The organism is Lacrimispora sp. 38-1 (assembly GCF_049890855.1).
In the GTDB taxonomy this organism is placed as follows: domain Bacteria; phylum Bacillota; class Clostridia; order Lachnospirales; family Lachnospiraceae; genus Lacrimispora.
The window spans coordinates 182,313-207,925 of sequence record NZ_JBANEW010000063.1; the positions used below are offsets into that span (position 1 = coordinate 182,313).

25 protein-coding genes are annotated in these 25,613 nt (G+C 43.1%); 14 read left to right on the top strand and 11 right to left on the bottom strand.

The features are described 5' to 3' along the window. Positions 1 to 3: 3 nt before the first annotated feature. From V7D18_RS18800 to trmL, 3 genes are read left to right on the top strand one after another with little or no spacing between them, the layout of a single operon-like run. A complete protein-coding gene (locus tag V7D18_RS18800) occupies positions 4 to 486 on the top strand; it encodes an Lrp/AsnC family transcriptional regulator (RefSeq protein WP_097004673.1) in 483 nt (160 codons plus the stop codon). Then, the gene (locus V7D18_RS18805) at positions 483 to 1,652 is read left to right on the top strand and encodes an aminotransferase class I/II-fold pyridoxal phosphate-dependent enzyme (protein WP_426156427.1); all 1,170 of its coding nucleotides are present in this window, start codon (positions 483 to 485) and stop codon (positions 1,650 to 1,652) included. Before V7D18_RS18800 ends, V7D18_RS18805 begins: the two co-directional genes overlap by 4 nt. A gap of 2 nt (positions 1,653 to 1,654) precedes the next feature. After that, positions 1,655 to 2,152, top strand: coding sequence for a tRNA (uridine(34)/cytosine(34)/5-carboxymethylaminomethyluridine(34)-2'-O)-methyltransferase TrmL (gene trmL, locus V7D18_RS18810; RefSeq protein WP_426156492.1), 498 nt, complete (start codon positions 1,655 to 1,657; stop codon positions 2,150 to 2,152). Between the two features lie 67 nt (positions 2,153 to 2,219). Here trmL and V7D18_RS18815 read toward each other — a convergent pair whose 3' ends face one another. The 7 genes from V7D18_RS18815 to V7D18_RS18845 form a co-directional block, all read right to left on the bottom strand. Further along, a complete protein-coding gene (locus V7D18_RS18815) occupies positions 2,220 to 3,638 on the bottom strand; it encodes an APC family permease (RefSeq protein WP_426156429.1) in 1,419 nt (472 codons plus the stop codon). 74 nt (positions 3,639 to 3,712) lie between these two features. After that, positions 3,713 to 4,840 carry an NAD(P)/FAD-dependent oxidoreductase gene (locus tag V7D18_RS18820; RefSeq protein ID WP_426156431.1) on the bottom strand — a complete coding sequence of 376 codons (1,128 nt, stop codon included), beginning with the start codon at positions 4,838 to 4,840 and terminating at the stop codon, positions 3,713 to 3,715. Positions 4,841 to 4,844: 4 nt separating this feature from the next. After that, entirely contained in the window at positions 4,845 to 5,171 is a 327-nt protein-coding gene (locus V7D18_RS18825; protein WP_426156433.1) for a (2Fe-2S)-binding protein, read from the bottom strand. Then, on the bottom strand, positions 5,164 to 6,750 hold the full coding sequence (locus V7D18_RS18830) for an FAD-dependent oxidoreductase (protein ID WP_426156435.1): 1,587 nt from the start codon (positions 6,748 to 6,750) through the stop codon (positions 5,164 to 5,166). Before V7D18_RS18830 ends, V7D18_RS18825 begins: the two co-directional genes overlap by 8 nt. Positions 6,751 to 6,752: 2 nt before the next feature. Next, positions 6,753 to 7,064: a (2Fe-2S)-binding protein gene (locus tag V7D18_RS18835; protein ID WP_426156437.1), complete on the bottom strand. Its 312-nt coding sequence runs from the start codon at positions 7,062 to 7,064 to the stop codon at positions 6,753 to 6,755. 25 nt (positions 7,065 to 7,089) lie between these two features. Beyond that, the gene (locus V7D18_RS18840; protein ID WP_426156439.1) at positions 7,090 to 8,226 is read right to left on the bottom strand and encodes a tyramine oxidase subunit B; all 1,137 of its coding nucleotides are present in this window, start codon (positions 8,224 to 8,226) and stop codon (positions 7,090 to 7,092) included. 19 nt (positions 8,227 to 8,245) lie between these two features. Continuing rightward, the gene (locus V7D18_RS18845; protein WP_426156493.1) at positions 8,246 to 8,629 is read right to left on the bottom strand and encodes a Rid family hydrolase; all 384 of its coding nucleotides are present in this window, start codon (positions 8,627 to 8,629) and stop codon (positions 8,246 to 8,248) included. Positions 8,630 to 8,903: 274 nt separating this feature from the next. On the opposite strand from V7D18_RS18845, the gene V7D18_RS18850 reads away from it, so the two are divergent. From V7D18_RS18850 to V7D18_RS18880, 7 genes are all read left to right on the top strand, one after another. Continuing rightward, entirely contained in the window at positions 8,904 to 9,752 is an 849-nt protein-coding gene (locus V7D18_RS18850) for a helix-turn-helix domain-containing protein (protein ID WP_426156440.1), read from the top strand. A gap of 376 nt (positions 9,753 to 10,128) precedes the next feature. Then, complete coding sequence (gene chvE, locus V7D18_RS18855) at positions 10,129 to 11,310, top strand: multiple monosaccharide ABC transporter substrate-binding protein (protein WP_426156495.1); 1,182 nt, start codon at positions 10,129 to 10,131, stop codon at positions 11,308 to 11,310. 79 nt (positions 11,311 to 11,389) lie between these two features. After that, positions 11,390 to 12,937 (top strand): multiple monosaccharide ABC transporter ATP-binding protein, encoded by a 1,548-nt coding sequence (mmsA, locus tag V7D18_RS18860; protein WP_426156442.1) that lies wholly within the window; start codon positions 11,390 to 11,392, stop codon positions 12,935 to 12,937. 2 nt (positions 12,938 to 12,939) lie between these two features. Continuing rightward, the gene (gene mmsB, locus V7D18_RS18865; RefSeq protein WP_426156443.1) at positions 12,940 to 14,106 is read left to right on the top strand and encodes a multiple monosaccharide ABC transporter permease; all 1,167 of its coding nucleotides are present in this window, start codon (positions 12,940 to 12,942) and stop codon (positions 14,104 to 14,106) included. Between the two features lie 21 nt (positions 14,107 to 14,127). Beyond that, positions 14,128 to 15,213 (top strand): GntR family transcriptional regulator, encoded by a 1,086-nt coding sequence (locus tag V7D18_RS18870; RefSeq protein WP_426156496.1) that lies wholly within the window; start codon positions 14,128 to 14,130, stop codon positions 15,211 to 15,213. A 10-nt stretch (positions 15,214 to 15,223) separates the two neighbouring features. Beyond that, positions 15,224 to 15,496: a hypothetical protein gene (locus V7D18_RS18875; RefSeq protein ID WP_426156444.1), complete on the top strand. Its 273-nt coding sequence runs from the start codon at positions 15,224 to 15,226 to the stop codon at positions 15,494 to 15,496. Between the two features lie 150 nt (positions 15,497 to 15,646). After that, positions 15,647 to 17,008 carry a PhoH family protein gene (locus V7D18_RS18880; protein WP_426156445.1) on the top strand — a complete coding sequence of 454 codons (1,362 nt, stop codon included), beginning with the start codon at positions 15,647 to 15,649 and terminating at the stop codon, positions 17,006 to 17,008. Between the two features lie 76 nt (positions 17,009 to 17,084). Here V7D18_RS18880 and V7D18_RS18885 read toward each other — a convergent pair whose 3' ends face one another. Then, positions 17,085 to 17,438, bottom strand: a complete 354-nt coding sequence (locus tag V7D18_RS18885) for a hypothetical protein (protein ID WP_426156447.1) — start codon at positions 17,436 to 17,438, stop codon at positions 17,085 to 17,087. Positions 17,439 to 17,645: 207 nt separating this feature from the next. Between V7D18_RS18885 and V7D18_RS18890 the strand changes: the two genes are divergently transcribed. The 3 genes from V7D18_RS18890 to V7D18_RS18900 all read left to right on the top strand — a co-directional run bounded on the left by V7D18_RS18890 (position 17,646) and on the right by V7D18_RS18900 (position 20,042). Beyond that, the gene (locus tag V7D18_RS18890; protein ID WP_426156448.1) at positions 17,646 to 18,119 is read left to right on the top strand and encodes a hypothetical protein; all 474 of its coding nucleotides are present in this window, start codon (positions 17,646 to 17,648) and stop codon (positions 18,117 to 18,119) included. An 83-nt stretch (positions 18,120 to 18,202) separates the two neighbouring features. Further along, the gene (locus V7D18_RS18895) at positions 18,203 to 18,607 is read left to right on the top strand and encodes a BlaI/MecI/CopY family transcriptional regulator (protein WP_426156450.1); all 405 of its coding nucleotides are present in this window, start codon (positions 18,203 to 18,205) and stop codon (positions 18,605 to 18,607) included. A gap of 28 nt (positions 18,608 to 18,635) precedes the next feature. Beyond that, the gene (locus V7D18_RS18900) at positions 18,636 to 20,042 is read left to right on the top strand and encodes a M56 family metallopeptidase (RefSeq protein WP_426156452.1); all 1,407 of its coding nucleotides are present in this window, start codon (positions 18,636 to 18,638) and stop codon (positions 20,040 to 20,042) included. 73 nt (positions 20,043 to 20,115) lie between these two features. Here V7D18_RS18900 and V7D18_RS18905 read toward each other — a convergent pair whose 3' ends face one another. Next, positions 20,116 to 21,522 carry a sensor histidine kinase gene (locus V7D18_RS18905; protein ID WP_426156454.1) on the bottom strand — a complete coding sequence of 469 codons (1,407 nt, stop codon included), beginning with the start codon at positions 21,520 to 21,522 and terminating at the stop codon, positions 20,116 to 20,118. 210 nt (positions 21,523 to 21,732) lie between these two features. On the opposite strand from V7D18_RS18905, the gene V7D18_RS18910 reads away from it, so the two are divergent. Beyond that, positions 21,733 to 22,242 (top strand): hypothetical protein, encoded by a 510-nt coding sequence (locus V7D18_RS18910; RefSeq protein WP_426156456.1) that lies wholly within the window; start codon positions 21,733 to 21,735, stop codon positions 22,240 to 22,242. A 76-nt stretch (positions 22,243 to 22,318) separates the two neighbouring features. Here the strand turns inward: V7D18_RS18910 and V7D18_RS18915 are convergent, their stop codons facing one another. After that, the gene (locus tag V7D18_RS18915) at positions 22,319 to 23,029 is read right to left on the bottom strand and encodes a response regulator transcription factor (RefSeq protein ID WP_117419640.1); all 711 of its coding nucleotides are present in this window, start codon (positions 23,027 to 23,029) and stop codon (positions 22,319 to 22,321) included. A 21-nt stretch (positions 23,030 to 23,050) separates the two neighbouring features. Further along, the gene (locus V7D18_RS18920; protein WP_426156458.1) at positions 23,051 to 25,441 is read right to left on the bottom strand and encodes an endonuclease MutS2; all 2,391 of its coding nucleotides are present in this window, start codon (positions 25,439 to 25,441) and stop codon (positions 23,051 to 23,053) included. Positions 25,442 to 25,613: the final 172 nt, after the last annotated feature.

The window sequence follows — 25,613 nt, forward strand, 5'->3', positions numbered from 1 at the left end:
GATATGAGAGAAAAGATACTGGCAATTATTGAAAAAAACAGCAGAATTGATTTAAAGGATCTGGCGGTTCTTCTTGGAGAAAGTGAGGCAGCCATTGCCAATGAGATTGCCGATATGGAAAAGGAACATATCATCTGCGGATATCATACCCTGATTAACTGGGATAATACCAGCGATGAAAAGGTCGTAGCCTTAATTGAAGTAAAGGTTACACCACAAAGGGGCATGGGTTTTGACAAGATTGCAGAACGCATTTATCAGTACAGCGAGGTTAATGCAGTTTATTTAATGTCAGGAGCCTTTGATTTCACCGTATTTATTGAAGGAAAGACGATGAGAGCAGTAGCACAGTTTGTATCTGAGAAACTTTCTCCCATGGAATCCGTACTGAGCACAGCCACCCATTTTGTGTTGAAGAAGTATAAAGATCACGGGACGGTTCTTGCGGAAGAAACACCGGATGAAAGGATGTTGATTACGCCGTGAGAAATCCATTATCAGACCGAATAACAGAGATTCCCTCTTCGGGAATCCGTAAATTTTTTGATATTGTAAGTGAGATGAAGGATGCCATTTCCCTTGGTGTGGGAGAACCTGATTTTGATACGCCATGGCATATCAGGGAAGAGGGTATTTATTCGCTGGAAAAGGGACGGACGTTTTATACCTCCAATGCTGGTTTAAAAGAACTAAAGACGGAAATCTGCAGCTATTTAAGCCGCCGCTTTGAAGTTACATATGATCCTGATCATGAGGTGATGGTAACGGTAGGCGGAAGCGAAGCGATTGATATTGCACTCCGTGCCATGTTGAATCCTGGAGATGAAGTACTGATTCCGCAGCCCAGCTATGTTTCCTATGTGCCCTGTACCATTCTGGCCAACGGTGTCCCTGTCATCATTGATCTGGAAGCAAAGGATCAGTTTAAACTGACAAAGGAAAAGCTTCTTGAGAAGATCACTCCAAAGACAAAGGTTCTCATTCTCCCGTTTCCAAACAATCCGACGGGGGCTGTTATGAATGCCAGTGAGCTGAAGGAGATTGCAGATATTGTTCTTGAAAAGGATTTATTCGTTATTTCTGACGAGATTTATGCAGAGCTTACCTATGGCGGCGATCACTCCACAATAGCCGCTTTTCCGGGAATGAGGGACAGGACTGTTTTAATTAACGGATTCTCCAAATCCTACGCAATGACCGGGTGGAGGCTTGGCTATGCCGCTGCCCCCAGACTGATTCTGGAGCAGATGTTAAAGATCCATCAGTTTGCCATTATGTGCGCGCCTACGACCAGTCAGTATGCAGCAGTTGCTGCGCTGCGGGATGGGGATAAGGATGTGGCAGTCATGCGGGAATCCTATGACCAGAGAAGACGTTATTTAATGCATGCATTTCAGGAAATGGGGCTTGAGTGCTTTGAGCCTAACGGTGCCTTTTATATGTTTCCAAGTATCAAACGGTTTGGCATGACCTCTGATGAATTCGCCACCCAGCTTCTGATGGAAGAAAAAGTGGCGGTTGTTCCAGGTACTGCATTCGGAGACTGCGGAGAGGGTTATCTGCGTATTTCTTATGCGTATTCCTTAAAAAGCTTAAAGGAAGCTTTAAGCCGTATGGACCGCTTTATCAAGAAACTGGATGGAAAGGCGTAATTATCATGAATATTGTACTATTGGAACCGGAGATGCCGGCAAATACAGGAAATATCGGCAGAACCTGCGTTGCTACGGATACCAGGCTTCACCTGATTCAGCCTTTGGGCTTTAAGCTGAATGATAAGCTGATAAAACGGGCGGGGCTTGATTACTGGGATAAATTAGATGTTACCGTATACAGTGATTATCAGGATTTTTTGGACCGGAATCCAGGAGCAAAAATCTATATGGCAACTACAAAAGGGCATCATGTTTACTCTGATGTAAAGTATGAGCCGGACTGCTTTCTCATGTTTGGAAAGGAAAGCGCCGGAATACCCGAAGAAATACTTGTAGAAAATGAGGACCGCTGTGTGAGAATTCCCATGTGGGGTGATATACGTTCCCTCAATTTATCCAATTCTGTTTCTATTGTTCTTTATGAAGCATTAAGGCAGAACGGATTTGAACGTATGACTATGCAGGGAGAACTTCACCATCTGCATTGGAAAGAATAATATGAAAAAATACGCCCTGACCTGTTTTTTATATCATGGTTAAGGCGTATTTTTATAAAAATTGTATTTAATTGACCAGCAGGGAAGCAGGAGTCTGGCTATCTTCTGCCTGATTTTCCAGTTTCACATCATTGATCTCATCTAATGAAACAGGACGGAATGCATCTGCCTTTTTAATAACCTTCACCCAGAAGAACGCAAAAAGTAAAGTAATAATAAGCAGTGCAAAGTAAATTTTATAAATAAATATTCTGGCATCGCCTTCTGCAATATTCCAGATCATGTAAACATCTCCTATAATACAGATAATCTGGGGAATGCCCCATAAAGTAAAACTTTTATCCCTGCCAGGAGCATTGGGATACCGTCTGCGCAGCATCAGGACGGTAAGGTTCACCAGGATGTAGGAAGTGAGCCAAAAACAGGAGGCTGCAAGCAGGAAGTTGGTTAAACCGGATGAGTTTGCAATGCCGCTTACGAGAATGAAAGAGATAACGCCTGTCATAAGGAAAAGGCCTGGTGTTGGAGTTCCTCTTTTATTTTTTTTACTAAAATTAGATGGCATTAAACCGGCATCTGCCATACCGCATAAAATCCTGGTTACGCTGCCCAGTACCGTGTTGATGGTGCTGATTCCGGCCAGTATGGTGATAAGCCCCATCCAGTAGCTGCCCGCTTTACCCATAACCCGCTGTGCAAAGAGAATGTGAGGCATGCTGCTGTTACGAAGCTCCTCCAGTGAAACGTAGTTTCTCATGCCGGTGCTTAATAAGCTCTGAACAAGAAACAGGAGACATACACCAAGGATCATGGCCAGAGGAACATCCCGCCTGGGATTTTTTAAGTCTTTTGAAACCGGGATGACAAATTCAATTCCGATAAACATCCAGAATGCCAAAGCGGTGAGGGAGAGGATTCCTGAAAATCCCGTCACAACAGGGGGTGTCTGGGCGCCTGGAGCAAGAGGTGTTCCGATTCCTAATTTTAAAGTACTGATAACTCCAAGAAGAATCAGAGAACCGATCAGCGCTATTACCGTTAAATTCTGTATTTTAGCAAAGATATCCACGCCCAGATAGTTGACAACTGTTAAGAACGCAAGAAGGGACAGGCTGATTACCAGTACAGGAACTCCTTTTAAAAAGGTTTCCTGAATTACCAGTCCGCACATGGCCAGTTCTACGGACCCGGCCAGCATGTTGGTAATTACATAGGCAGAAAGATTGGAGACAATGGAAGGGACAGGACCCAGTCCAGCAAGTGTATACTGCCCCAGGCCTCCTTCGGCTTCCGGCATCAAATCGTGAAGCTCACGAAAGGAAAGTGCTAGAAGAATATTTAAAATTACGACAATGAACATAGCGATGATAAAGCCTTTTCCGGCAAGACCGGTACCAAGTCCCAAAGACAACAGACAGCTGGTTGCCACGATTAATCCAACACATACGGAAACTGCACTTCCTAGTCCCATTTTTTTACTGATCATATTGCTCCTCCTTTTATGTAGTCGATGAAGTGAAAAAACAAAGACATCTTAAAAAAGACGTCTTTGCCATAGTGTCAAATCTTTGTTTGAAACCGGTCGTACCGGAAATCTTTGATACTTAAAACCGGCTCTTCTCCTGTAGCCATCTGGGATAAAATGGTTCCAACCGTTGGAGAAATTCCGAAGCCATGGCCGGTAAATGCACAGGCGATAATCAGTCCGGGAACTTCCTCCACATGGCTGATAACAGGAACGTGATCGGCGCAGACATCGATGAATCCTGCCCACGTCCTTACGATCTTTACACCGGAGAGACAGGGAAAATATTTCATGATCCCCCGGCAGATGCAGGAGGCAGTCTGGCTGTTGGTTACAGGAGTCCCGTTATTCTTATTAAAATCCTCAAAACCGGAGGAACCGCCAAAGACAAAGGAACCGTGGGTGCTCTGGTGCCCATAAAAATCAGCCATTGCGGTGCCCAGCATCTGATAGAACATGGGGGGCTGGGCTTCTGTTACCAGAACCTCCAAGAGTGCCTGGGTCATGGGAATATCCACTCCTACCGTAGCCGCAATTTTCCGGCTTTCGTATCCGGCTGCCAGTATGATGGTCTCTCCTTCATATACTCCTCTGTCTGTAAGGACCTGCCTTGCTTTCCCCCTGTATTTTTTTATCTCAGTAACCTCTTCTCCGGTAATAAAATGCACTCCCAGCTGTCTTGCTTTTCTGTAATAAGCCAGGGTTGCAAGCATAGGGTTTGCGTGACCATCTGTAGGACACCAGCTTGCGCCCGTTACCTGGTCGGAAAGATATGGACAGATATCCTTTGCTTCTTTCCCGTCAATCATGGTGACTCCCAGACCCTGGGCACTCGCCCGCTCCGTAAGACCTTTTAATATTTTTAGATGATCCTCAGTTTTTCCAAGGCGTAAGTTACCTTTCTGATAATACTCCACATCCATTCCAAGCTCTTCAGAAAGGTGAGGCCAAAGGCTGGAAGCTCCGTACATTGCCAGAGGAAGTTCCCGCTTGTCCCGGCCTGACTGTCGGACGCCGCCGCCGTTTCTGGAAGAACCTCCGCCACCTATGTGGTCACTTTTCTCCAGGACAATGACAGAACAGCCCTTCTTTGCAAGATAATAAGCAGTTGCATTTCCGATTATTCCGCTGCCTATGATAATCACATCAGCACAGTTTCCCATTCCATCATACCTCCTTTCTGTCATTGCCTAAAATCTTCATTTCTATGGGGCGCATGGGAGCACGGGCTACGGCTGGTTCTATGTCACCCGGAGTAAGCCCCAGTTCCTTTGCCACAATGGATTTTACCAGTCTGGAGCAGGTCTGCCCCTGGCAAAGTCCCATTCCAGCCCTCAAGTACCTCCGTATTTCTGTCAGAGTAAACATTCCTTCGTGTACAGCTTTTCTGATTTCTCCCTTTGTCACTTCCTCACAGCGGCAAATAATCATATCATCATCCGGCTGGGGAATGAATGGTCCGGTCTCCGTAAAACGGTCGTTTCGCTTATTCACGGGAACACCCCCCGCTTTTATAAAATCTTGCTTTTATTGCCATATCAACAGGAACCTTCATAGTCAGTAAACTGGTATGATCAAAGGCCTTTAAAGTTTTCACTTCTATAATCTCCGCCTGACATACCTCTTTTCCGCTTCGGTCAAGAGCGGTTCCTGTATCTCCTTTCACCGGAAGCGGAAGGAATTCGTAGGGAAGAGTAATGGAAGCGTACCCGGGTTCGTATTCCTCGTTTAGGAGAAAGATTGCCTGCCCGGAGCAGGAAGCAACGCACATTCCGCAGCCGCTGCATGTATTTTCTTCATCAATGACCGGGAGAGATGTTATGGTTTCCCCGATTTTAATGCATTTTCTGGGACATGCGTCCTGACAGGGATTGCAGGGAATGTTCTGGGTACATTCCATCACTGGGTGTATACCTTTTCCTTTTGCAATTCCAGGAAAACGGTCCAATTCATCCTCATCTAAATATCCTTTTGTTAAAAGGCTTTCTGAAACCGGGATCCCTTCGTCTGTCAGGGTGATTTTCTTTCCCCGGTTCTCCGGTGCGAACATGCCTTTTCTTAAACGGTCCAATGCCAGTTCTAATTCAGCCGTTGTTTCTTCTGCGGCATCTTCTGAAAGAAAACCCAGATACTCCGCTGCTTTAGCTCCTGCAATTCGCCCCTCTATCATGGCTGAACTGGCCTCTTCAATACCTGAGACGTCGCCTGCCGCATAAATTCCGGGTATGCTGGTGGCACCGTTTTTATCAATGACAGGGACATATCCCAGAGAAGTGTCCTGCATCTTGCAGCCCGCCATATGAAGAAGCTGTGACATGGGAGATAAACCCACTGCGAGACAGATGGTGTCAACATCAAAATGCTTTTCTGTGCCTGGGATCAGCTGAAAGGAAGAATCCACCTCTCCGATTACAACTCCCCTGACTCGATCCCCGCCCTCCGCCTTAATTATGGTATGGGAGAGGAAAAAAGGAACACCGCATCTGGCGACTTTGGCTGCATGCACACCATATCCTCCTATTTTCGGAGCGGCATCCACAAGCGCGGCAACCTGACAGCCAGCCTGAAGCAGCTGGAAGCTGACCACCAGCCCTACATTTCCGGTTCCAAGCATCAAAACCCGGTTCCCCGGCTTTATGTGATGTAAATTCATCATGGTCTGGGAAGCACCGGCTCCGATGACACCCGGAAGCGTCCAGCCTTCAAATGGAACCATATTTTCTGTGGCTCCTGTAGCGGCAATCACGGCATCCCCTTTATAGTGGCAGATCTCTTCTCCGATTTTAACGGTTATTTCCTTATCCTGATAAAGCCCGGTTACAATTGCGTCTAATACAACCGTTACGTTCAATTCTTCTGCTTCTTTTAATAATTCTTCTCCGATACGAAAGCCCCGGATCTTTGCCTTATGTTCTTTTGAACCGAAGAATTTATGAATCTGTTTAAAGAGCTGTCCGCCAGGTTTGGAATTTTCATCGAAAACAATCACGGAGAGCCCGTTTTTAGCGGCGCTGATGGCGGCAGATAATCCCGCAGGTCCGGCTCCTATAATAATCAAGTCATATCGATTCATATTTATTCCTCCTGTGCCGATACCCCGTACTGGGTTTGTATAACCATACCTTCTTTTAAAGGAGTGATGCAGGTTCTGACATTGGGAATTCCGTCCACAACCATAACGCAGTCCGTACAGCGGCCGATTGCGCAGAAAACCCCTCTTGGCCTGTGGTATTTTTTTGTATACCGGTGAATCATTATGCCTGCAGCTTCCAGAGCCATTGCGACCGGTTCCCCTTCATAACCAGTAAGCGGCGTACCGTCGTATGTAAATAAAATGACTTTTCGTTCTTCCGGTTTTCCCAGTATAGGGTGTTCTTCTATTCTCATTTCGTCAGCTCCTTTTCCTTAATTTTTAAGCGAGGTAGGGTTCTTTCCATAGGTTCAGCCTGGTCCCGATCCCGTTTTTAAGGGCATTTCTGTAAACAATGGTTCCCCAGGCCACATCCTCAATAGGCATTCCGCCAACGGAATAAATCACGATTTCATTTTTCTTTCTATGAACAGGAACCTTTCCGGTGAGCATATCCCCAAGATCATCCACCTGGTCTGCTTTCATGACTCCGTCCTTTATTAAATCCATGCAGTGTACTGCAGGTATGGGAACAGAATTGTAGGAAGGATAGGGCAGTTCTTCCGCCCAGGCTTCATATAGCTGAATGTTGTCCGCCACATTTCTTGCCCGGTTTAAGATAAAGTCATCGTCAAATCTGGCAGCTGCAGGACAGCAGAGGATGGCACCTGGTTTGATCCATTCTTCTTTGATGTAAGGATACAGGGAAGGATCTCCGGTTGGACTTGAAGTGGCAATACTTACAATATCTGCATCCCGGACTGCTTCTTCATCCGTATCCACTACAATCACCTCTTTGATCTGGGGATATTTTTCCCGGACATACTGGATGAAGCCATCCACTGATTTCTGGCTTCTTCCCTTGATTTTCACCGTTTCAATCTGATCTCTGACAGCCATTGCGGCATCAAAAGCAGTTTTGCTCATGACGCCTGGCCCGATGATGCCTACAACTTTGGAATCTTCTCTTGAAAAATATTTGATTCCAACCCCAGGTACTGCTCCTGTCCGGAAAGCACTTAAAATATTGGCAGACATATAGGCGAGCGGTGCTCCCGTATCTTTATCATTAAGCGTCAGCATGAGTATGGATCTGGGAAGTCCCTTTTTTCGGTTCTCCGTATTGGAGCCGTACCATTTCATACCTGCCATATCAAACTTGCCGCCAAGGTAGGCAGGCATCGCCATAAACCGTCTGTCGGGTCCGTCTGTCGGCATATTTGGAAAAGGGGATGCCTCCGGAAATGTCATCATAATGCCATGTGAATTGGCATTGGAACCGCCCATTCTAAAATCGCCTGCTTTCAGCAGCCGGAACATTTCTTCCATGGCCTCTACACAGCCTTTCATATCGGTAACCCCAGCTTTCACCATGTCTTCTTCATTTAGATAAATAAAATCAACCTCAGGATATGCCATATGTTTTTCCTCTTCTTTCTTAAGCTTTATCAGTTATAAACGCTTCCAGCTCAATCTCAACCATTTGAGCCGGGCGGTTGAGTTTGGGTGTTTGGATTATGGTAAATAAAGGACGGACTTGTTTGAAATAACGGGAGTAAGCTTCTCCCACTTCCTTTGCGTAACCCATATCAGTTACATAAGCCTTAATTTTTATAACATCACCGGCGTTTGCTTCTGCTTCTTTTAATAAGTTGATAAATTTTCTGAAGATATAATCTGCCTGCTCCAGTGCTGTTTCTCCGTTTACGGTTCCGTCGGGCAGGATGGCGGTAGTGCCGCCGATATAAATATGTTCTCCGATTTTTACCATCCTGGAGTAACCCACCAGCTCCTCTAATGGAGCACCGGAGGAAAAGTTCATACGTTTCACTCATGTACCTCCTTTCATTAAAAAAGGCCTTATGATATGGAATCATAAGACCTCGCTGTCTTTTTTTGTCATTCTAACTGTTTTCGGTATATGGGTATTGTAAAAATCGGAAGTCGAAAGGAAAGAACTGACAGGTTGTAAATGAGAATATTTCTTGACCTTGAAAAGAGAAGATGATAAAATGCTTCAAAAGACACAAAGGCGTTCTGAACCCTTTGTGTCTTTTCCCCTATAAATCAGGATAAAACAGAAAGGAGCAGGCAAAATGATTAATGACTGGAGAAAAGAAGAGGCTGTAACACTTAGTCCCAGACAGCCCGAGTTTGTGCTGGCAACGACTGACTATTCGAAGAAATGTATTATGAAATATAACCTTTCCCATTTCTATCAGTTTACCGCTGAATCAGACCATATGGGAGTGATTCCAGATGCCTGTATTGATATGCTGTTCTGGGAAAAAAATGGGGTAATGAAAGCCAAGGCAGCTGGTACCTTCTTAGAAAAGGGTATAACGAAAACGGAATTAAACTGTCAGTATTTTGGAGTTCGATTTCTGCCGGGAGTCAGCCCTGTTACCGGTAATGTGAAGCTTAGTGAGCTGGTAAATAACGAGATCAGCCTGGGGGATATTATAACCAGTGCAGGAGAGAGAGAGGCTTTACTGGAGCGTATGTACGAGGCCGGGTCCTTTCATAAAAAAACTGAAGTATTTCTTGACTTTTATTTGAAGTATTTTTTTAACCATCCGGAAGATAAACATAGTTTAAAGTACGTAATTCACCAGAGGATCCTGAATTCAGACGGAAATCTGAAACTCTCGGAATTAAGCAGCTATACAGGCTATTCGGAGCGATACTTAAATCAGAAAATTCATGAGGATTTTGGCATGAACCCCAAAAACCTGATCCGGTTTATCCGATTTCAGAAATCAGTCAGCAGGCTGGTAGAAACCATTCACTGTGCAAATGGCGCGGATACGGCGCTGATATCAGGATATTATGATCAGTCCCATTTTATAAAAGAGTTTGTGAAAATGTCGGGATTTACACCCTCTGCTTACGTCGAGACCCTTTTGGGTAATGCTTATGATAAAAAGCTTCATGTTATTTATTAAAAAGAATATCTATGATGATTAATGATTTCTGCGGCTTGTTCCTGTTTTTAAGAACAAGCCGTTTTTTTGTGATTTCATGTCCGAAACTGTCGACCATAATTTGGTAATTTCATAAAGTTGTACATACAACTTAATAAATTTACTTAAAATGTTAAAAAATGTATTGACAAAACAATGATGAAATTATATATTTGTTTTATAACTAAATTTAGTAAAAATAACTAGAAAAAAATGGATGTAAAAAAATAATATAACAATTATTACATACATCGTCTGTCACAATTCGACAAAACATGTCGAATCAAACAAAATACATATTTGCATTGTGTGCAAATTGTATATACTAAAAAAGTTATTATTAGGAGGGTATGAAATGATGAAACGAAGAGTACTTGGAGTCATGCTTAGTGCAGTGTTGGCGGCATCTGCATTATTTGGATGCAGCACTTCCCAGACAGCTGCAACCACAGAGGCGGGAACCAAAGCGGCAGAGACAACAGCGGCAGAGACAACAGCCGGTACAACTACCGCAGCCACAGAAGCGGCTAAAGCAGCCGGAAAGGGCGGAAAAGTAGGTGTGGCGATGCCAACCCAGTCTTCTGAACGCTGGATTAATGATGGTGCCAACATGAAGAAACAGCTGGAGGCTCTGGGATATGAGGTAGATCTACAGTATGCCGAGGATGATGTACAGATGCAGGTATCCCAGATTGAGAACATGATTGCTTCCGGAGTTAAGTGTCTGGTCATTGCTTCCATCGACTCCTCAGCTCTGGTCAACGTGGAAGCTCAGGCCAAGAGCGCCGGAATCCCAATCATTGCCTATGACCGCCTGCTGATGGATACAGATGCTGTTTCCTATTATGCAACGTTTGATAATAAGGGCGTAGGTACAGCCATTGGTGAGTACATCAAAGAAGCAAAGCAGTTAGATAAGGCAAAAGCAGAAGGAAAATCCTATACCATTGAATTCTTTATGGGTTCTCCTGATGATAACAACGCACTGTTCCTCTATAACGGATTAATGGAAGTATTAAAGCCATATCTGGATGACGGAACCTTAAAATGCGAATCCGGACGTACTTCATTTGAAGATACCTGTATCTTAAGATGGTCTCAGGAAACGGCTCAGCAGAACTGTGAGAACTACTTAACCGGTTTCTATGCAGACAAAAAGCTTGATATCTGTGCATCCGCATTTGACGGTTTTGCTTATGGATGCAAGGCTGCATTAGAGGGAGCAGGCTATAAAGTAGGTGTTGACTGGCCGTTAGTAACTGGTCAGGATGCAGAATTAATGGCAGTAAAAAATGTTATCTCCGGTTATCAGACCATGTCCATTTATAAAGACACAAGACTCCTGGCTGAAAAATGTGTAACGATGGTTCAGGCAGTGTTAGAAGGCGGAAAACCTGAGATTAACGATACAACCCAGTATAACAACGGTAAGGTGGTAGTTCCTTCCTATCTGTGTACACCGGTTGCAGTTGACAAGGACAATTACAAAAAGATTATTATTGATGGCGGTTATTATACAGAACAACAGCTGGCACAGTAGCAGAGACGTACATACAGGCGGCGGTGGAAAAGACTGCCGCCTGTTTTCGTGAAGGATAAAAAGAAAAGGAGTTGGAAAGATGGCCGATTATATCCTGGAGATGAATCACATCACCAAAGAATTTTATGGTGTAAAGGCGCTTGATGATGTGAATATCAAGGTGAAACGCGGGGAAATCCATGCTCTCTGCGGAGAAAACGGGGCCGGAAAGTCTACGCTTATGAACGTACTCTCCGGCGTTTATCCTTATGGAACCTATAGCGGTGATATTGTCTATCACGGAGGGGTGTGCCAGTTCCATAACATTAAACAAAGTGAGGCAAAGGGCATTGTAATCATTCATCAGGAGCTGGCATTAAGCCCATATCTGTCTGTAGCAGAAAATGTTTTCCTGGGAAATGAGCAGACAGGGAAAAAAGGTGTGATTGACTGGACCAAAACCCATAAACGGGCACAGGAAATGCTGGCGAAAGTCGGACTTGCCAATGAAAATTTAAATGTACCGGTAAACAGTCTTGGAGTTGGCAAGCAGCAGCTAATTGAGATTGCAAGAGCAATGGCAAAGCAGGTGGAACTTCTGATTTTAGATGAACCTACGGCAGCGCTTAATGATGAAGAGAGCAAGCGTCTTTTAAACATTATGCTGGAACTGAAAAAGCATGGAATAACCTGCATTATGATTTCCCATAAGCTGAATGAAATCAGTTATGTTGCGGATTCCATTACCGTTATCCGGGATGGAAAGACCATTGAGACTCTGGATAAAGGGAAAGATGAGATCAGTGAGGACCGGATCATAAAGGGAATGGTAGGACGGGAACTGACGAACCGTTATCCGGAGAGGACCAGCGAAATTAAAGATAAGATATTTGAGGTGGAGAACTGGAATGCTTATCATCCGGATGATCCTGAGCGCCATGTGATTCAGGATGTATCCTTTCATGTACGGGGCGGTGAGGTAGTGGGATTTGCCGGACTGATGGGTGCAGGAAGAACGGAACTTGCGATGAGCCTTTTCGGGAGATCCTATGGGCAGAAAATCAGGGGAACCATAAAAATTAACGGGAAGCAGGTTATTATAAAGAATGTGAGAGATGCCATTAATAACAAGCTGGCATATGTATCGGAAGACCGTAAGAACTACGGACTGATTCTCATAGACACTGTGAAAGGGAATATGACGCTGGCAGCTCTTAGAAACTTCTTTTCCAAAAGAGGTATTGTTAACAAGAATGATGAAATCATTTCCGCAGAAAACTACCGGAAAAAAATTAATGTTAAGTCTAATTCCATCAACCAGTCAGTCAGCTCTCTGTCTGGAGGAAATCAGCAGAAGGTCGTCCTCGCCAAATGGATGCTGACCCAGCCTGATATCCTGATACTTGATGAACCCACCCGGGGCATTGATATTGGCGCCAAGTATGAAATATACTGTGTCATCAATGATCTGGCAAAGGCCGGAAAGGCCATTCTTGTCATATCGTCAGAGCTTCAGGAGTTAATCGGAACCTGTGACCGCATCTATGTCATCAACGGAGGGCATATCTGCGGAGAACTTACCAGGGAAGAGGTTTCACAGGAAAAGATTATGAAGTGTATCATGGAAGACAACGGAAAGGAAGAATAAAGATGGATAAGAAGAAAACAGTTAATATTAACATGAAGCAGTATGGTATGATTCTGGCTCTTATAGTAGTTTTCTTAATCTTTGCGGCAATGACCGGCGGAAAAAACATGTCTCCGGCAAACATTAACAATTTAATCATGCAGAACAGCTATATTGTAATTCTTGCGGTAGGCATGCTTCTTTGTGTTCTGACCGGTAACATTGATCTGGGGGTTGGTTCCATTGTCGCCGTGTGCGGAGCGGTTGTGGGAATTATGATCGTAGATTATAAAACCAGCATGTGGGTGGCAATACTGGCAGCATTGGCTATAGGTACACTCTCCGGTATGTTCGTTGGATTTTTTGTGTCTAAGCTTTCCATACCTCCCTTTATCGTAACACTGGCAACCATGCTTATGGGGCGTGGGCTTACCTATACTCTGTTAAAGGCACAGACCAAAGGTCCGCTTCCGGCAAATTATACCTACATAGGCGCAGGATTTCTTCCAACTGTAAAAATCCCCTTTGGAGGGGGAACACTGGATCTGGTATCCATCGGTGCGGCACTCATCGCATTTGCCTTCATTATCCTGTCGGAAATCAGAAGTATAAAAACAAAAAAGAAATACGATTTTCCTGTTAATCCGCTGTGGCAGACGGCTGTCAAGGTGGGCGTAGTCATGGTTATTGTGTGGTTTTTCTTCTATAAACTGGCACGTTACAACGGAATTCCCTTTGTCCTCGTTATTATGGGACTTCTGGTTGCCCTGTACCACTTTATTACCAGCAAGACTGTGGCAGGAAGGCAGATCTATGCATTGGGTGGAAATGCAAAAGCAGCCCGCCTGTCCGGTATTAATACGGAAAAAGTATTTTTCTGGGTTTATACCAATATGGGAATCATGTGCGCAATTGCAGGAATCGTTCTTTCCGCAAGAAATGCATCGGCAACGCCTAAGGCAGGAGACCAGTTTGAGATGGATGCCATTGCTTCCTGCTATATCGGCGGTGCTGCAACTTCAGGAGGAATCGGAACCATCATAGGAGCGGTTGTAGGTGCATTTATCATGGGAATCTTAAACAACGGCATGTCTCTTTACGGCTGGTCTACGGATATTCAGAAGATCGTAAAAGGCGCTGTGTTATTAGGTGCAGTTACGGTTGACTTATTATCCAAAAGGAAAAAATAATAAATGACAGTGGGAGAAAAGATGCAGTCTCAGGAAGCAAAATATATGGCTGTTGTAAACTGGGTTATGGAGCAGATTCAAAGCGGAGTGTTTAAGACAGGGGATAAGCTGCCGTCTGAAAACGAACTGAGCCGTGAGTTTGAACTGAGCAGGCAGACCGTCCGTCATGCCATTGATGTGCTGGAGCAGAAAAATATGCTCACCAGAATCCGGGGAAGCGGAACGTATTTAGGCGTGGGAAACCGGGAAGTGAGAAAGGATCGGTATCAGAATATTGCGGTGATCAGTACCTATGTGGACAGCTATATTTTTCCGCCTGTCTTAAAAGGAATTGAAAAGACATTATCAAAAGCCGGCTATACCATGCAGGTAGCATTTACAGGAAACAGGATTGAAAAAGAAGGAGAAATCCTTGATAAGCTGCTGAAAAAAGGGTTCATTGACGGGCTGATCGTGGAACCGGCGAAAAGTGCGCTCCCAAATCCAAATCTGGATTCCTACCGCAGGCTGGCGAAACGGCAGCTTCCCGTTCTGTTCTTTAACAGCAGCTATCCCCAGCTGCCATTTCCCTGTGTGGCACTGCATGATGAACTGGTGGCCAGGAAGGCTGTTGAGTATCTGATCCGTGCAGGGCACAGGAGAATCGGCGGCATCTTTAAATGTGATGACGGGCAGGGGCATCTTCGTTATCTGGGATTTGTAAAGGCAATGAAGCAGGCTGGTTTCGGCATTGACAGAAGGGGGATCGTCTGGATTGATTCGGAGAGCCAGAATGATCTGGAATCCTGGTCCGACTATCTTTTTGACCGGCTAAAGGACTGTACGGCATTGGTCTGCTATAATGATGAGGTGGCCTATATGCTGTCAGGAATCTGTATGAAAAGAGGAATTCTGATTCCTGAAGATCTGTCCCTGGTCAGTATAGATAATTCAGAGCTTGCTTCTCTGGGTGAGGTTCCCATTACTTCATATCCCCACCCAATGGAGGCCCTGGGTAAAAAAGCGGCAGAAAATATGATTCGTATGATTGAGAATCCCTATTTCGATGGGAATTATCTTTTTGATTCCGAGGCAGTGGAACGGGATTCCGTTCGCGTCAGAGTATAGGAGGGGGAACATGAGTGAAGATAAGAAGAAGCAGGGGGAGTCGCCTGCACCAATTACCCTGTTTTTAAGACTGGTGGGAGGCGGATATTTAGTATGGCTGGCATTTCAGCTGGTGCCGGATCTTCTTATCTCTTCCGGGTTTAGAAACATAATTCAGCTGGTCTTTATGATATTGTTTTTTATTACGGGTTCAATTCTGATTATCTGGTCATTAAAGAAAATACTGCTGAAAGGACCAGCCCGGACGGAGCCATTGGAGGAAGAAGAACAGGAGCACATATAATAAAATTTAGGATATCTGGAACCGGATTCCAGAAAAATGAATCTGTTTTTACATTTCTTTTACGAAACTGTGGTTACAGCAGTAATTGGAAAAGGGTATAATCGGATTTACAGAAACCAGAGTTTCTGAAATTGCAAAGGAGTCCGGTAAATGATAAAAACCTATGTGGTAGATACCAATGTTCTGATTCAGGCCCCTTACGCCATCAATTGCTTTGAGGATAACCGGGTGGTTCTTCCGGTAGCAGTACTGGAAGAACTGGACCACTTAAAAAAAGCTGAGGGCGAAACAGGTGCCAATGCAAGAAAAGCCATAAGACTTTTGGAACAGCTGCGTCATCAGGGAGATTTACTGACAGGAGTACAACTGGAGCATGGAGGAACAATAAGAATTGAAAAAAACTTTGTAGATGTTGTACTGCCTGCAGACCTTCCCGATGACAAAATGGATAACCGCATTCTCAAGGTGTGCAAGGGGCTTGAGGGAGAGGTTGTACTGGTAACAAAGGACATATTGCTGCGTATTAAAGCGCAGATCATCGGGATTCGGGCGGAGGATTTTACAACCGAGCAGGTATCCGGACGTGAGGAGCAATACACAGGAAGAATCGAGGTTTTTGCTCCGGAGGAAAATTTTAAGGATTTCAAGAAAAAAGGAATTTCTACAGACCGGGTTTATGTAACCGATGGGTCGGGGGCAAAAAACAGCCCTAAGCTGTGGGAGAATCAGTTTGTGATTTTAAAAGCGGACCAGTCAACGAGAAAAACGGTGCTGGGACGAGTAAATGGAGATAAAATAGTACCGCTTGATTACCTGAAAAGCAGGCCTTACGGGGTGGCCCCCAGAAATGCAGGACAGTATTTCGCCCAGGAAGCCCTGATGCAGCCGGCAGAAACAGCACCGTTAGTTATTATTAAGGGCATGGCAGGGACCGCAAAAACCTTTTATTCTCTTGCTGTCGGACTTGAAAAGGTTCTAAATAATCCAACAGGGGAATACAGGCGGATCATCGTCAGCCGGCCCAATGCCCAGTTCGATTCAGACATCGGATTTCTTCCGGGAGATGAGCAGGAGAAGATCTCCCCTCTGATGAGACCTGTGATTGACAATCTGGAACAGCTCATTGATTCCAATGAGGAAAAACGATATGAGAATGAGGATGAACTGGCTGGAAAAATAGAAGAGATTTTTGCCAGAGGTATGATTAAGACAGAAGCCCTGACCTTTATCCGCGGGCGTTCCATAGTGCAGACCTACCTGATTATCGATGAGGCCCAGAATATGACACCTAATCAGGTAAAGGGAATCATAACCCGGGCTGGAAAAGGCACTAAAATAGTACTTCTGGGGGATCCAAATCAGATTGACCGCCCGTTTCTTGATGAGCGGACCAACGGACTCAGCTATGCTGCAGAACATATGAAAGGAAGTTCTTTGTGCTGGCAGATCACTCTGCAGGCAGAGGAATGCGAACGGTCTGTGCTGGCAATGGATGCGGTAAAGCGAATGTAGAGTTCTTAATTTCCATAAGGTTTCCCCGGTAAATGAACCAGGGAAACCTTATATACATAAACAGACGGCAAGATTACTAATCTCTAAAGGTAATTGTATAATAAAGAATCACTTGTTTATTACCGCAATGGCAGGTACAGCCTAAAAAGACTGTACTCTCCTCGTTGAAGCAAAAACCAAAAATGTGGCCAAAAAGGTTGATTAAGAACAAGAAGAAATTTAATTCTCTCTCTAACTCACTTGCGCTACAATAAGAAAAAACTTGTGCATACCATGTTTTACATGGTCTGCGTTCACAACATCTGGGGATGTCCCAGTCAATGTTAAATTTTTTTCTTAAGAATTCCATTTTTTCAACATCTGATTTTCCTTCTATTGATTTTAATACGTCTGATTTCAACTCTTCTAATGCATTTTCCTGTATTTTCATAACGACATCGCGCCCCTCAAGACTTGTTTACAATATTATAATATTCCTGATAAATTTTTTTGACACAAGCCCAAACTGATGACTTAAGCATATGGAATGCCTATTTTATTATGTTAAAAGTGGAAAATGGTATTGACAATTTCAATCTACAAATGTAAACTAAATTAGTAGTTTACATTTGTAGATTGAATAAGAAGGAGAATCAGCATGAAGTCCGTATTAAAAAAAATAATGATTACAGCATTGGCAGGTATTGTATTAACGGCGATTTTGTTAATATCAGCCTGTAACACTAAAACAACAGGCTGGGTACAATCAAATGGAAAGTGGTATTATTATGATGAGAAGGGAGACATGGCAAAGAACACGGTTGTAGAGGGACATAAGTTAGGCACTGATGGTGCAATGGTTGAGTCACAAGTAGATGAAGCATTAAATATGGAAACGGTATCTATGGAGGAGCAGTTAAATCAGCCTGATGGCTGGTATATAAATAAAGGGGAGAAGGAACCAAAGTGGCACTACATTAAGGATCATGCATACGTAACAGGCTGGCTGAACCTGGAAGGCAGCTGGTTTTATCTGGACGATCAGGGTGCAATGATTCATAATACAACGATAGAAATTGAAGGCAAAGATTATATATTTTCAGAAGCGGGGATATGTACCAATAAAGAATGATAATTCTGAATTGACAAAAATATCTTACAGGTATAAACTTAAAAAGAAATTTACAAATGTAGACCATAAAAGGAGTCATATAAATGAGCACACTTCCTAAAATATCTGAGGCAGAATGGGAAATTATGAAATTAATATGGAAGTCAAATCCATTAACTTCAGAAGAGATCATTAATCAGTTATCCACTAAAATGATGTGGTCAGCACAGACAATTAAAACATTTATAACAAGGCTTATTAAAAAAGGAGCCATAGGATTTGAAAAAAAGGGAAGAATTTATTACTATTATCCTTTGCTTTCTGAAGAGGAATGTATCAGATCAGAGAATGAATTTTTCCTGAAAAAGGTTTATGACGGTGCCCTGAATATGCTTTTTACAAAGTTTTTGGATGAAGAATTGTCACTGGAGCAGATTGAGGAACTGGAAAGTATTCTTAAGGACAAAAAGGTAAAAAATTCATCTGATAGCAAGGAGCCGTTAAAGTGAAAATTGATACGATGAAGGTGATCTGCTCATGGATTGGTTAGTTCGTGTTTTTTTGTGTATTTTAAAATCTTCATTCACAGGAAGCATTCTTATTTTAGTGGTTATTGGAGTTTTAAAAATATTCAATAAGAAAATCAGTACAAGAGTGAAAAACTGGATATGGATTCTGGTGCTTATAAAAATACTCATACCTGTTTACGGCAACGCGGATACAAATATTTTTAGTATATTACAGGAAAACTATGGAAGGACCAATCAGTCTGATTTGATTCCAGATTACAATCAGCAAAATGCCGGTGTAAATTACGGCCAGGTTTCAGCGTCAATAGATGAAAATAAGGATTTTCGTTTGATTTTATTTAAGTCAATGACCGTTATCTGGATTGCCGGTTTTAGCTTTTTAACCTTATCTCTAATTGTATCTCAGCTTAAATTCGCCAAAAAGACGAAAGACGCCGCATGTGATATTGAGATCGATAATCTGATTAGAAAGTGTAATATAAAAACCAGGATTCCGGTATACTTGTGTGATGACATAAAAAGTCCCTGTATATCAGGAGTGTTAAGACCCAGAATTTATATTCCAACCTATGTGTTGCATATGAACGATAAAAATCAGCTCTCCTACATTTTACTGCATGAATTAATACATTATAAAAGGAAAGATCTGATCTATAATTTTTTTGGAATCCTTGCACTTTTTCTGCATTGGTTTAATCCATTTGTGTGGATTGCAGTTAAGAAGATGAATCTGTGCAGAGAATGTGCCTGTGATGCATGCGTTCTTGAACTTCTGAATGAAGAAGAGAATGTGGAATACGGAATGACTCTTTTAAATCTTTCGAAGTTATATAGAGTTACACGTCACGGTTCACAATTACCAGTATTTTTTGAAACAAAAACCCAGATACGTGACAGAATCTGGTTAATAAAAGGGTTTAAAAAGGGATCCTATAAGATAAAGGCAAGCGCTGTATTGGGATGTACAGTGGCTGCATTTGTAATACTTACTAATAACATACCTGTTTATGCCTTAAATGCCGAAAATATATTTATGGATGATGTTACAGTCGGTTGGGTTATATCAGATGGAAACTGGTATTACTATGATAACCATGGAGTAAAATTAAAAAATACTGTTGTAGAGGGACATGAATTAGGTGCTGACGGTGCAATGGCAGAATTGCAACCGAATGCTGTACCTGCAAAGAACACAACGCAGGTCAGCAATCAAATAAACCGCCCGGATGGTTGGTACATAAATAATCAGCGCTGGTATTATGTAAAGAATCATTCCTATGTCACGGGTTGGTTGAATTATAATGGAACATGGTTTTATTTAGATAAGCAGGGAGCCATGGTTACCAATACAACCCTGGAAATTGACGGAAAACAATATGAGTTTTCAAGTAACGGCGAGTGGCTGAGCCGGTAGAAAACAGGCAGATAAAATCAGACAAATGAAGAGTCTGATTTTATCTGCCTTATTTTATATTATGAGGAACTTCCTATAAATTAGTTGATTTCGGAAGACTGAAAATAAATTCAGACCCTACCCCTTCGGTACTGACCACATCGATATTTTCTCCGTGAGACTGGATAATCTCCCGGACGATTGCAAGGCCCAGTCCGGTTCCTTTTTTGTCCTTTCCTCTGGAAAGATCCGTTTTATAGAATCGTTCCCATATCTTTTTAATACTGTCCTTTGGAATACCGATTCCCGTATCTTTGACGGAGACAAAGATTTTTTCATACTTGCCGGAAGCCTGTATGTAAATGGTGGAATCGTTATGGCTGAATTTGATGGCATTGTCAATGAGGTTATAAAGGACCTGCTGGATTTTTCCAAGGTCTGCATGGACCATCTGAATGCTGTCAGAGAAGGTGAGATCAAAGGTAATGTTCTTTGAATTACAGGTACCTTCTAAAGAAGCGGCCGTATCTTTAATAACCCGGTTAATATCAAAATTGGTCCGGTTTAAATATCCTTTGCAGTCAAGGGAATTAAGGGTCAGCATGCTCTGCGTCAGTTTATTCAGCCGTTCCGTCTCAGAAATAACCCGGTTTAAATACTTTTCATGCATCTGAGTTGGAATTGTGCCGTCCAGTATCGCTTCTAAGTATCCCTTGATTGAAGTAAGAGGGGACCTGAAGTCGTGAGAAACGTTGGCGATAAAGGTCCTCTGGTATTCCTCCATCTTATTGATCTCATCGGACATGTAATTGAGAGTGGCGGCCAGGTATCCCATCTCGTCCCTTGTATTTACATCAATATGATGAGTTAAATTGCCCTGTGCATATTCATTGGCTCCGGCTGTGATCTTTTTCAGAGGGATGTAAACATTTTTTGTAAAGACCAGCAGGATAATCAGAGAAAAGCCGAATACTACCGCTGAGGTAATGTATACAATATTTAAAATCCCATTTCTCTGGGACTGTAAATCGGACAGGGGAAGATGAATAACCACATATCCGTGAGTGGTATAGTTTCCTGTTATGGGGGCATGAACACTTAACACATCATAAGGAAATTCATTGTAGTAATTACCGATTGTGTAGGATTTATTCCCCATAATGGTAGGATCAAAATTCGCTATCATATCCCCTTCCTTACCTGGCTGCAGGCTGTCGGATACGATCTTACCCTGGCGGTCCACAATCCATATGCGTCCATGGAGATAATCGGCTTCATTCACAAGTCCCGGATAGGATGAGGAAAGCTTCATATCCTTTCCGTGATACATGCTGCTGAAGGATGTGGCAATCTGATTGGCTTCGTCATACAGACATTCCGACTGCTGGCGAAGGAGGTACTGGTCCGTGATCCTTGAAGAGAAGGATGCGATGGTTACAAAACCTAAAAGACCAAAGAGTAAGTAACCCATGATAAATTTGTAATATAAAGAGTGTGTCATTTTATGTTCACCTCAAACAATAGCGTTTTATATAAATGTTTAGTTGTATATTTTCGAGTATCTGATGCAACAAGTATACATCTTTTTAGTATTCATGTCATTCCTTATTTTCATTTGTCTGGAGTGGATAAATTTTATATTAGCATTGAAGTGAGCCTGGAGATGATATAATATGAAAGCATGGAAAATAAAGGAGGGGAGATTGATTGTGTGACAAAATATAAATATAACCGGGTTTATCAGTTCTGTACAATTGCATTTTCATTAATAATTTTAATGCTGCATATGGCTGCATTAGGGTTTGTTTATCGTTCTCTCAATATCCTGTTAAAGTCTAATGACATAACGTCTAAGGAAGTAAAGAAATTAATGCTCCTGCAGGCTGATAATCTGAAAAGATATTCAGGCTATTTTACAAATGGTTTTTTCATATCCTGTTACTTATTCTTTATTTTTACCGGAGTTGTCCTGCTGTTAAGAAAGATTAAATTAAAAGACCTTTTGATTGGTGACATAATATTTTGTATCATTCAGGTTTTAGGGATCGGGCTTTTTATACAGTTATTTAATGTTTATGGTTTAACAGAGGGGTATGGCAGACTAAGAACCATTTTCAGGCATGAGCTATTGTGGTTCGTTATCATTGTTCCAATAGTGTTTCGCTTATTATATGATATAGTTAGAAATTATAACAATCACCCAGGTAAAAATGACAGTTAAGTGAAACTGAAAGAGGGGCTGCCGCAAAATGCAAGGAAAATTCATTTTGCGACAGCCTCTTATTAATCACCTGAAATTACCTCTTGACCTCAAATTTATAGCCAATCCCCCATACGGTGGAAAGTGCCCAGCCAGAATGGTCCTTGATTTTTTCTCTCAGACGCTTGATGTGAACGTCCACGGTCCTGGTATCGCCGATATACTCATAACCCCAGATATGGTCCAGAAGCTGTTCTCTGGTAAATACCTGGTTGGGAGAGGAAGCAAGGAAATAAAGAAGTTCCAGCTCCTTTGGAGGCATTTCGATAGAATGCCCCATATAAATAACGGAGTAGTTGGTTAAGTTTACAATCAGATCCGGATATTCCACATAGTCACCCTGTTGGTCTGTGTGAGAAGCGGCAGCAGCAGGAGATGTCTGATACCGCCTTAACACTGCCTTCACCCGCGCCACAAGCTCTTTGGAATCAAAGGGTTTAATCATATAGTCATCAGCGCCCAGTTCCAGACCCAGTACTTTATCAAATACCTCGCCCTTTGCTGAAAGCATGATAATGGGTACCTGGGATCCGGTCCGAAGTTCTCTGCAGACCTGATAGCCATCCATACCTGGAAGCATTAAATCAAGCAGAACCAGGTTGGGCTTGAACTCAGGAAAGACCCGAAGCGCTTCCTCTCCGTCCCCAACGATTTCTGTTTCGTAGCATTCCTTTAAAAGATATAGGGAAATGAGTTCTGCAATATTGCTGTCGTCGTCCACAATTAATATCCGCTGTTTCTCTGCCATAATGGATCCCCCGTTCTAAATTTATTTAAATATAACAATGGTTACTCCGGAATCTCCTTCACCGAAGACACCTAACCGGAATTCTTTTACGTATTTTAATCTCTTTAAGTGCTTATGGACCGCATTTTTTAAGGCACCGGTACCGCGACCATGAACCACCCGTACCTGGGGAAGATGGGCAAGATAAGCATCGTCCAGATATTTATCCAGCTGAGGAATCGCTTCATCTGTGGTCATGCCGATTAAATTGATTTCAGGTGAAATGGAGAAGGATTTGGACATACGGGTAGTACTGCTTCCGCTTCCTGACTTCTTAGCTCCGTTGTTTGAAGGAGCCGAAACAGAATCATCATAGAGCAGTTCCAAATCCGATATGTTAACCAGTGACCGGAGAATGCCCATCTGAACGTATAAATCACCCTTGGCATTAGGAAGGGAGTTTACGGTTCCGTTTAAGTTCATGCTTAAAACCCTGACTCCGTCTCCCAGCTTCAGTTTTTTCGGATCAATACCCTTTCCGGAACTTTTCTTTTCTTTCTTTAAAGACAGAGAAGAATCCACATCCTGAAGTTTATTTCTTAACCGGCTTCGTTCTGCCTCCAGTTCCTTGCTGACTCCGGAATCGGAAGCCAGCTTGTTGATCTGGCGTATGGTCTGATCCGCCGTGTCCTTGGCATCCCGCAAGATTCTCTGGGCCTCTTCCCTGGCATCTTTAATCATCTTATCCCGGCGTTCGTCAAGCCGCTCCTCTTTCTGGGTTAAGCGTGCTTTTAACTGCTCCACTTCAAGCTTATAGGAGGCGATCTGAATCCGTTCTTTTTCAATCGTAACCCTGTTCTCTTCCAGATGTGTCAGCAGATCTTCAAATGTCTCATCCTTTGCTTCCAGATGATTTTTTGCCTCATCGATGATATATTCCGGGAGTCCAAGCTTCTTTGAGATGGCAAAGGCATTACTTTTTCCTGGTACGCCGATCAGAATCCGGTAGGTAGGCTGCAGCGTTTCTACATTGAATTCACAGCAGGCATTTTCCACGCCGGGAGTGGTAAGGGCAAAGACCTTTAATTCACTGTAATGAGTGGTTGCCATGGTACGGCACTTCATATTGTGAAGGAAAGAGAGGATGGAGATTGCCAGGGCGGCTCCTTCCGTAGGATCCGTACCGGCTCCAAGCTCATCAAACAGACAGAGAGAATTGCTGTCTGCCTTGCTTAAGATCTGTACGATATTCGTCATGTGAGCGGAAAAGGTACTGAGACTCTGTTCAATGCTCTGTTCATCACCGATATCCGCAAACACTTCATCAAAAACTGCCAGTTCCGAACCGTCAAATGCCGGTATATGAAGACCGGACTGTCCCATCAGGGTAAACAGACCAACCGTTTTTAATGATACTGTCTTACCGCCGGTATTGGGACCTGTAACAATTAAAAGGTCGAAGGTCTTTCCTAAGTGAATGTTAATGGGAACAACCTTTTTCGGATCCAGCAGAGGATGACGTCCGTCTTTGATGTGAATTTCATGTTTTGTGTTAAAAACAGGTTCACTGGCGTTATAATGTTTGGCCAGCGCCGCCTTTGCAAAGATGAAATCCAGTCTGGTAAGAGTATGGAAGTTTGTCTCCAGCTCTTCTAAATATGGTGCCAGCTGATTGCTTAAATCTGCCAGGATCATCTCAATTTCTTTCTGTTCCTGGATTTCCAGAGCCCTTAAATCGTTATTCAGCTTCACAATTGCCATAGGCTCGATAAAGAGTGTGGAGCCGGTAGAAGACTGGTCATGTACCATTCCGGAAACCTGGGATTTGTGTTCGGCCTTTACCGGGAGGCAGTATCTTCCGTCTCTCATGGTAATAACCGCATCCTGTAAGTAAGAACGGCTGGAATTTAAAATTGAATTCATCTGTGTGTGGATCTTATCATTGATCGAGCGCATGGAACGTCTGACATGGTGGAGTCCGGGACTGGCATCATCGCTGACTTCTTCCTCAGAAATGATACAGCGCTTGATCTCGTTGTTAACAGGAGTCAGTGGTTCCAGTATACGGAAAAATTCTTCCAGAGAATCTTCGGAAATCTCCTGATCCTCATGGCGGCCATAAGCCTTTGCTTTTGCCGAGGCAGTGAGGATAGAGCTGATGGATAAAATCTCTATGATTCCGAGAGAACTCCCTACCTCCAGCCGTTTTAAGGAGGCCCGGATATCCTTAACACCTCCGAAAGAAATTCCGCCCTTCTGACGGACTCTGGTGACTGCATCGGTGGTTTCACGTAAGGAGGTGGTTATTTCCTCATAATCCGTGGATGGAACCAGTTTACGGCAAAGTTCTTTTCCGGATTCACAGGAGGCATATTCAGTGAGCTGCTCGATTATTTTGTGGTATTCTAATGTTTTCAGTGCTTTCTGGTTCATAAATTATACCTTATTATTCTGCTTTCTTTATGGATAATTGACCGGTATCATAACCGGTTCCTGAATAATGGGATCGGTTACAGTATAGCATAGGAGAGATAAAAACTGCAATCCTCTGGTTTTTGTTTTCCTGGTTATTATGGTTGTTTCATATGTTTTTCTTGCATAAAAC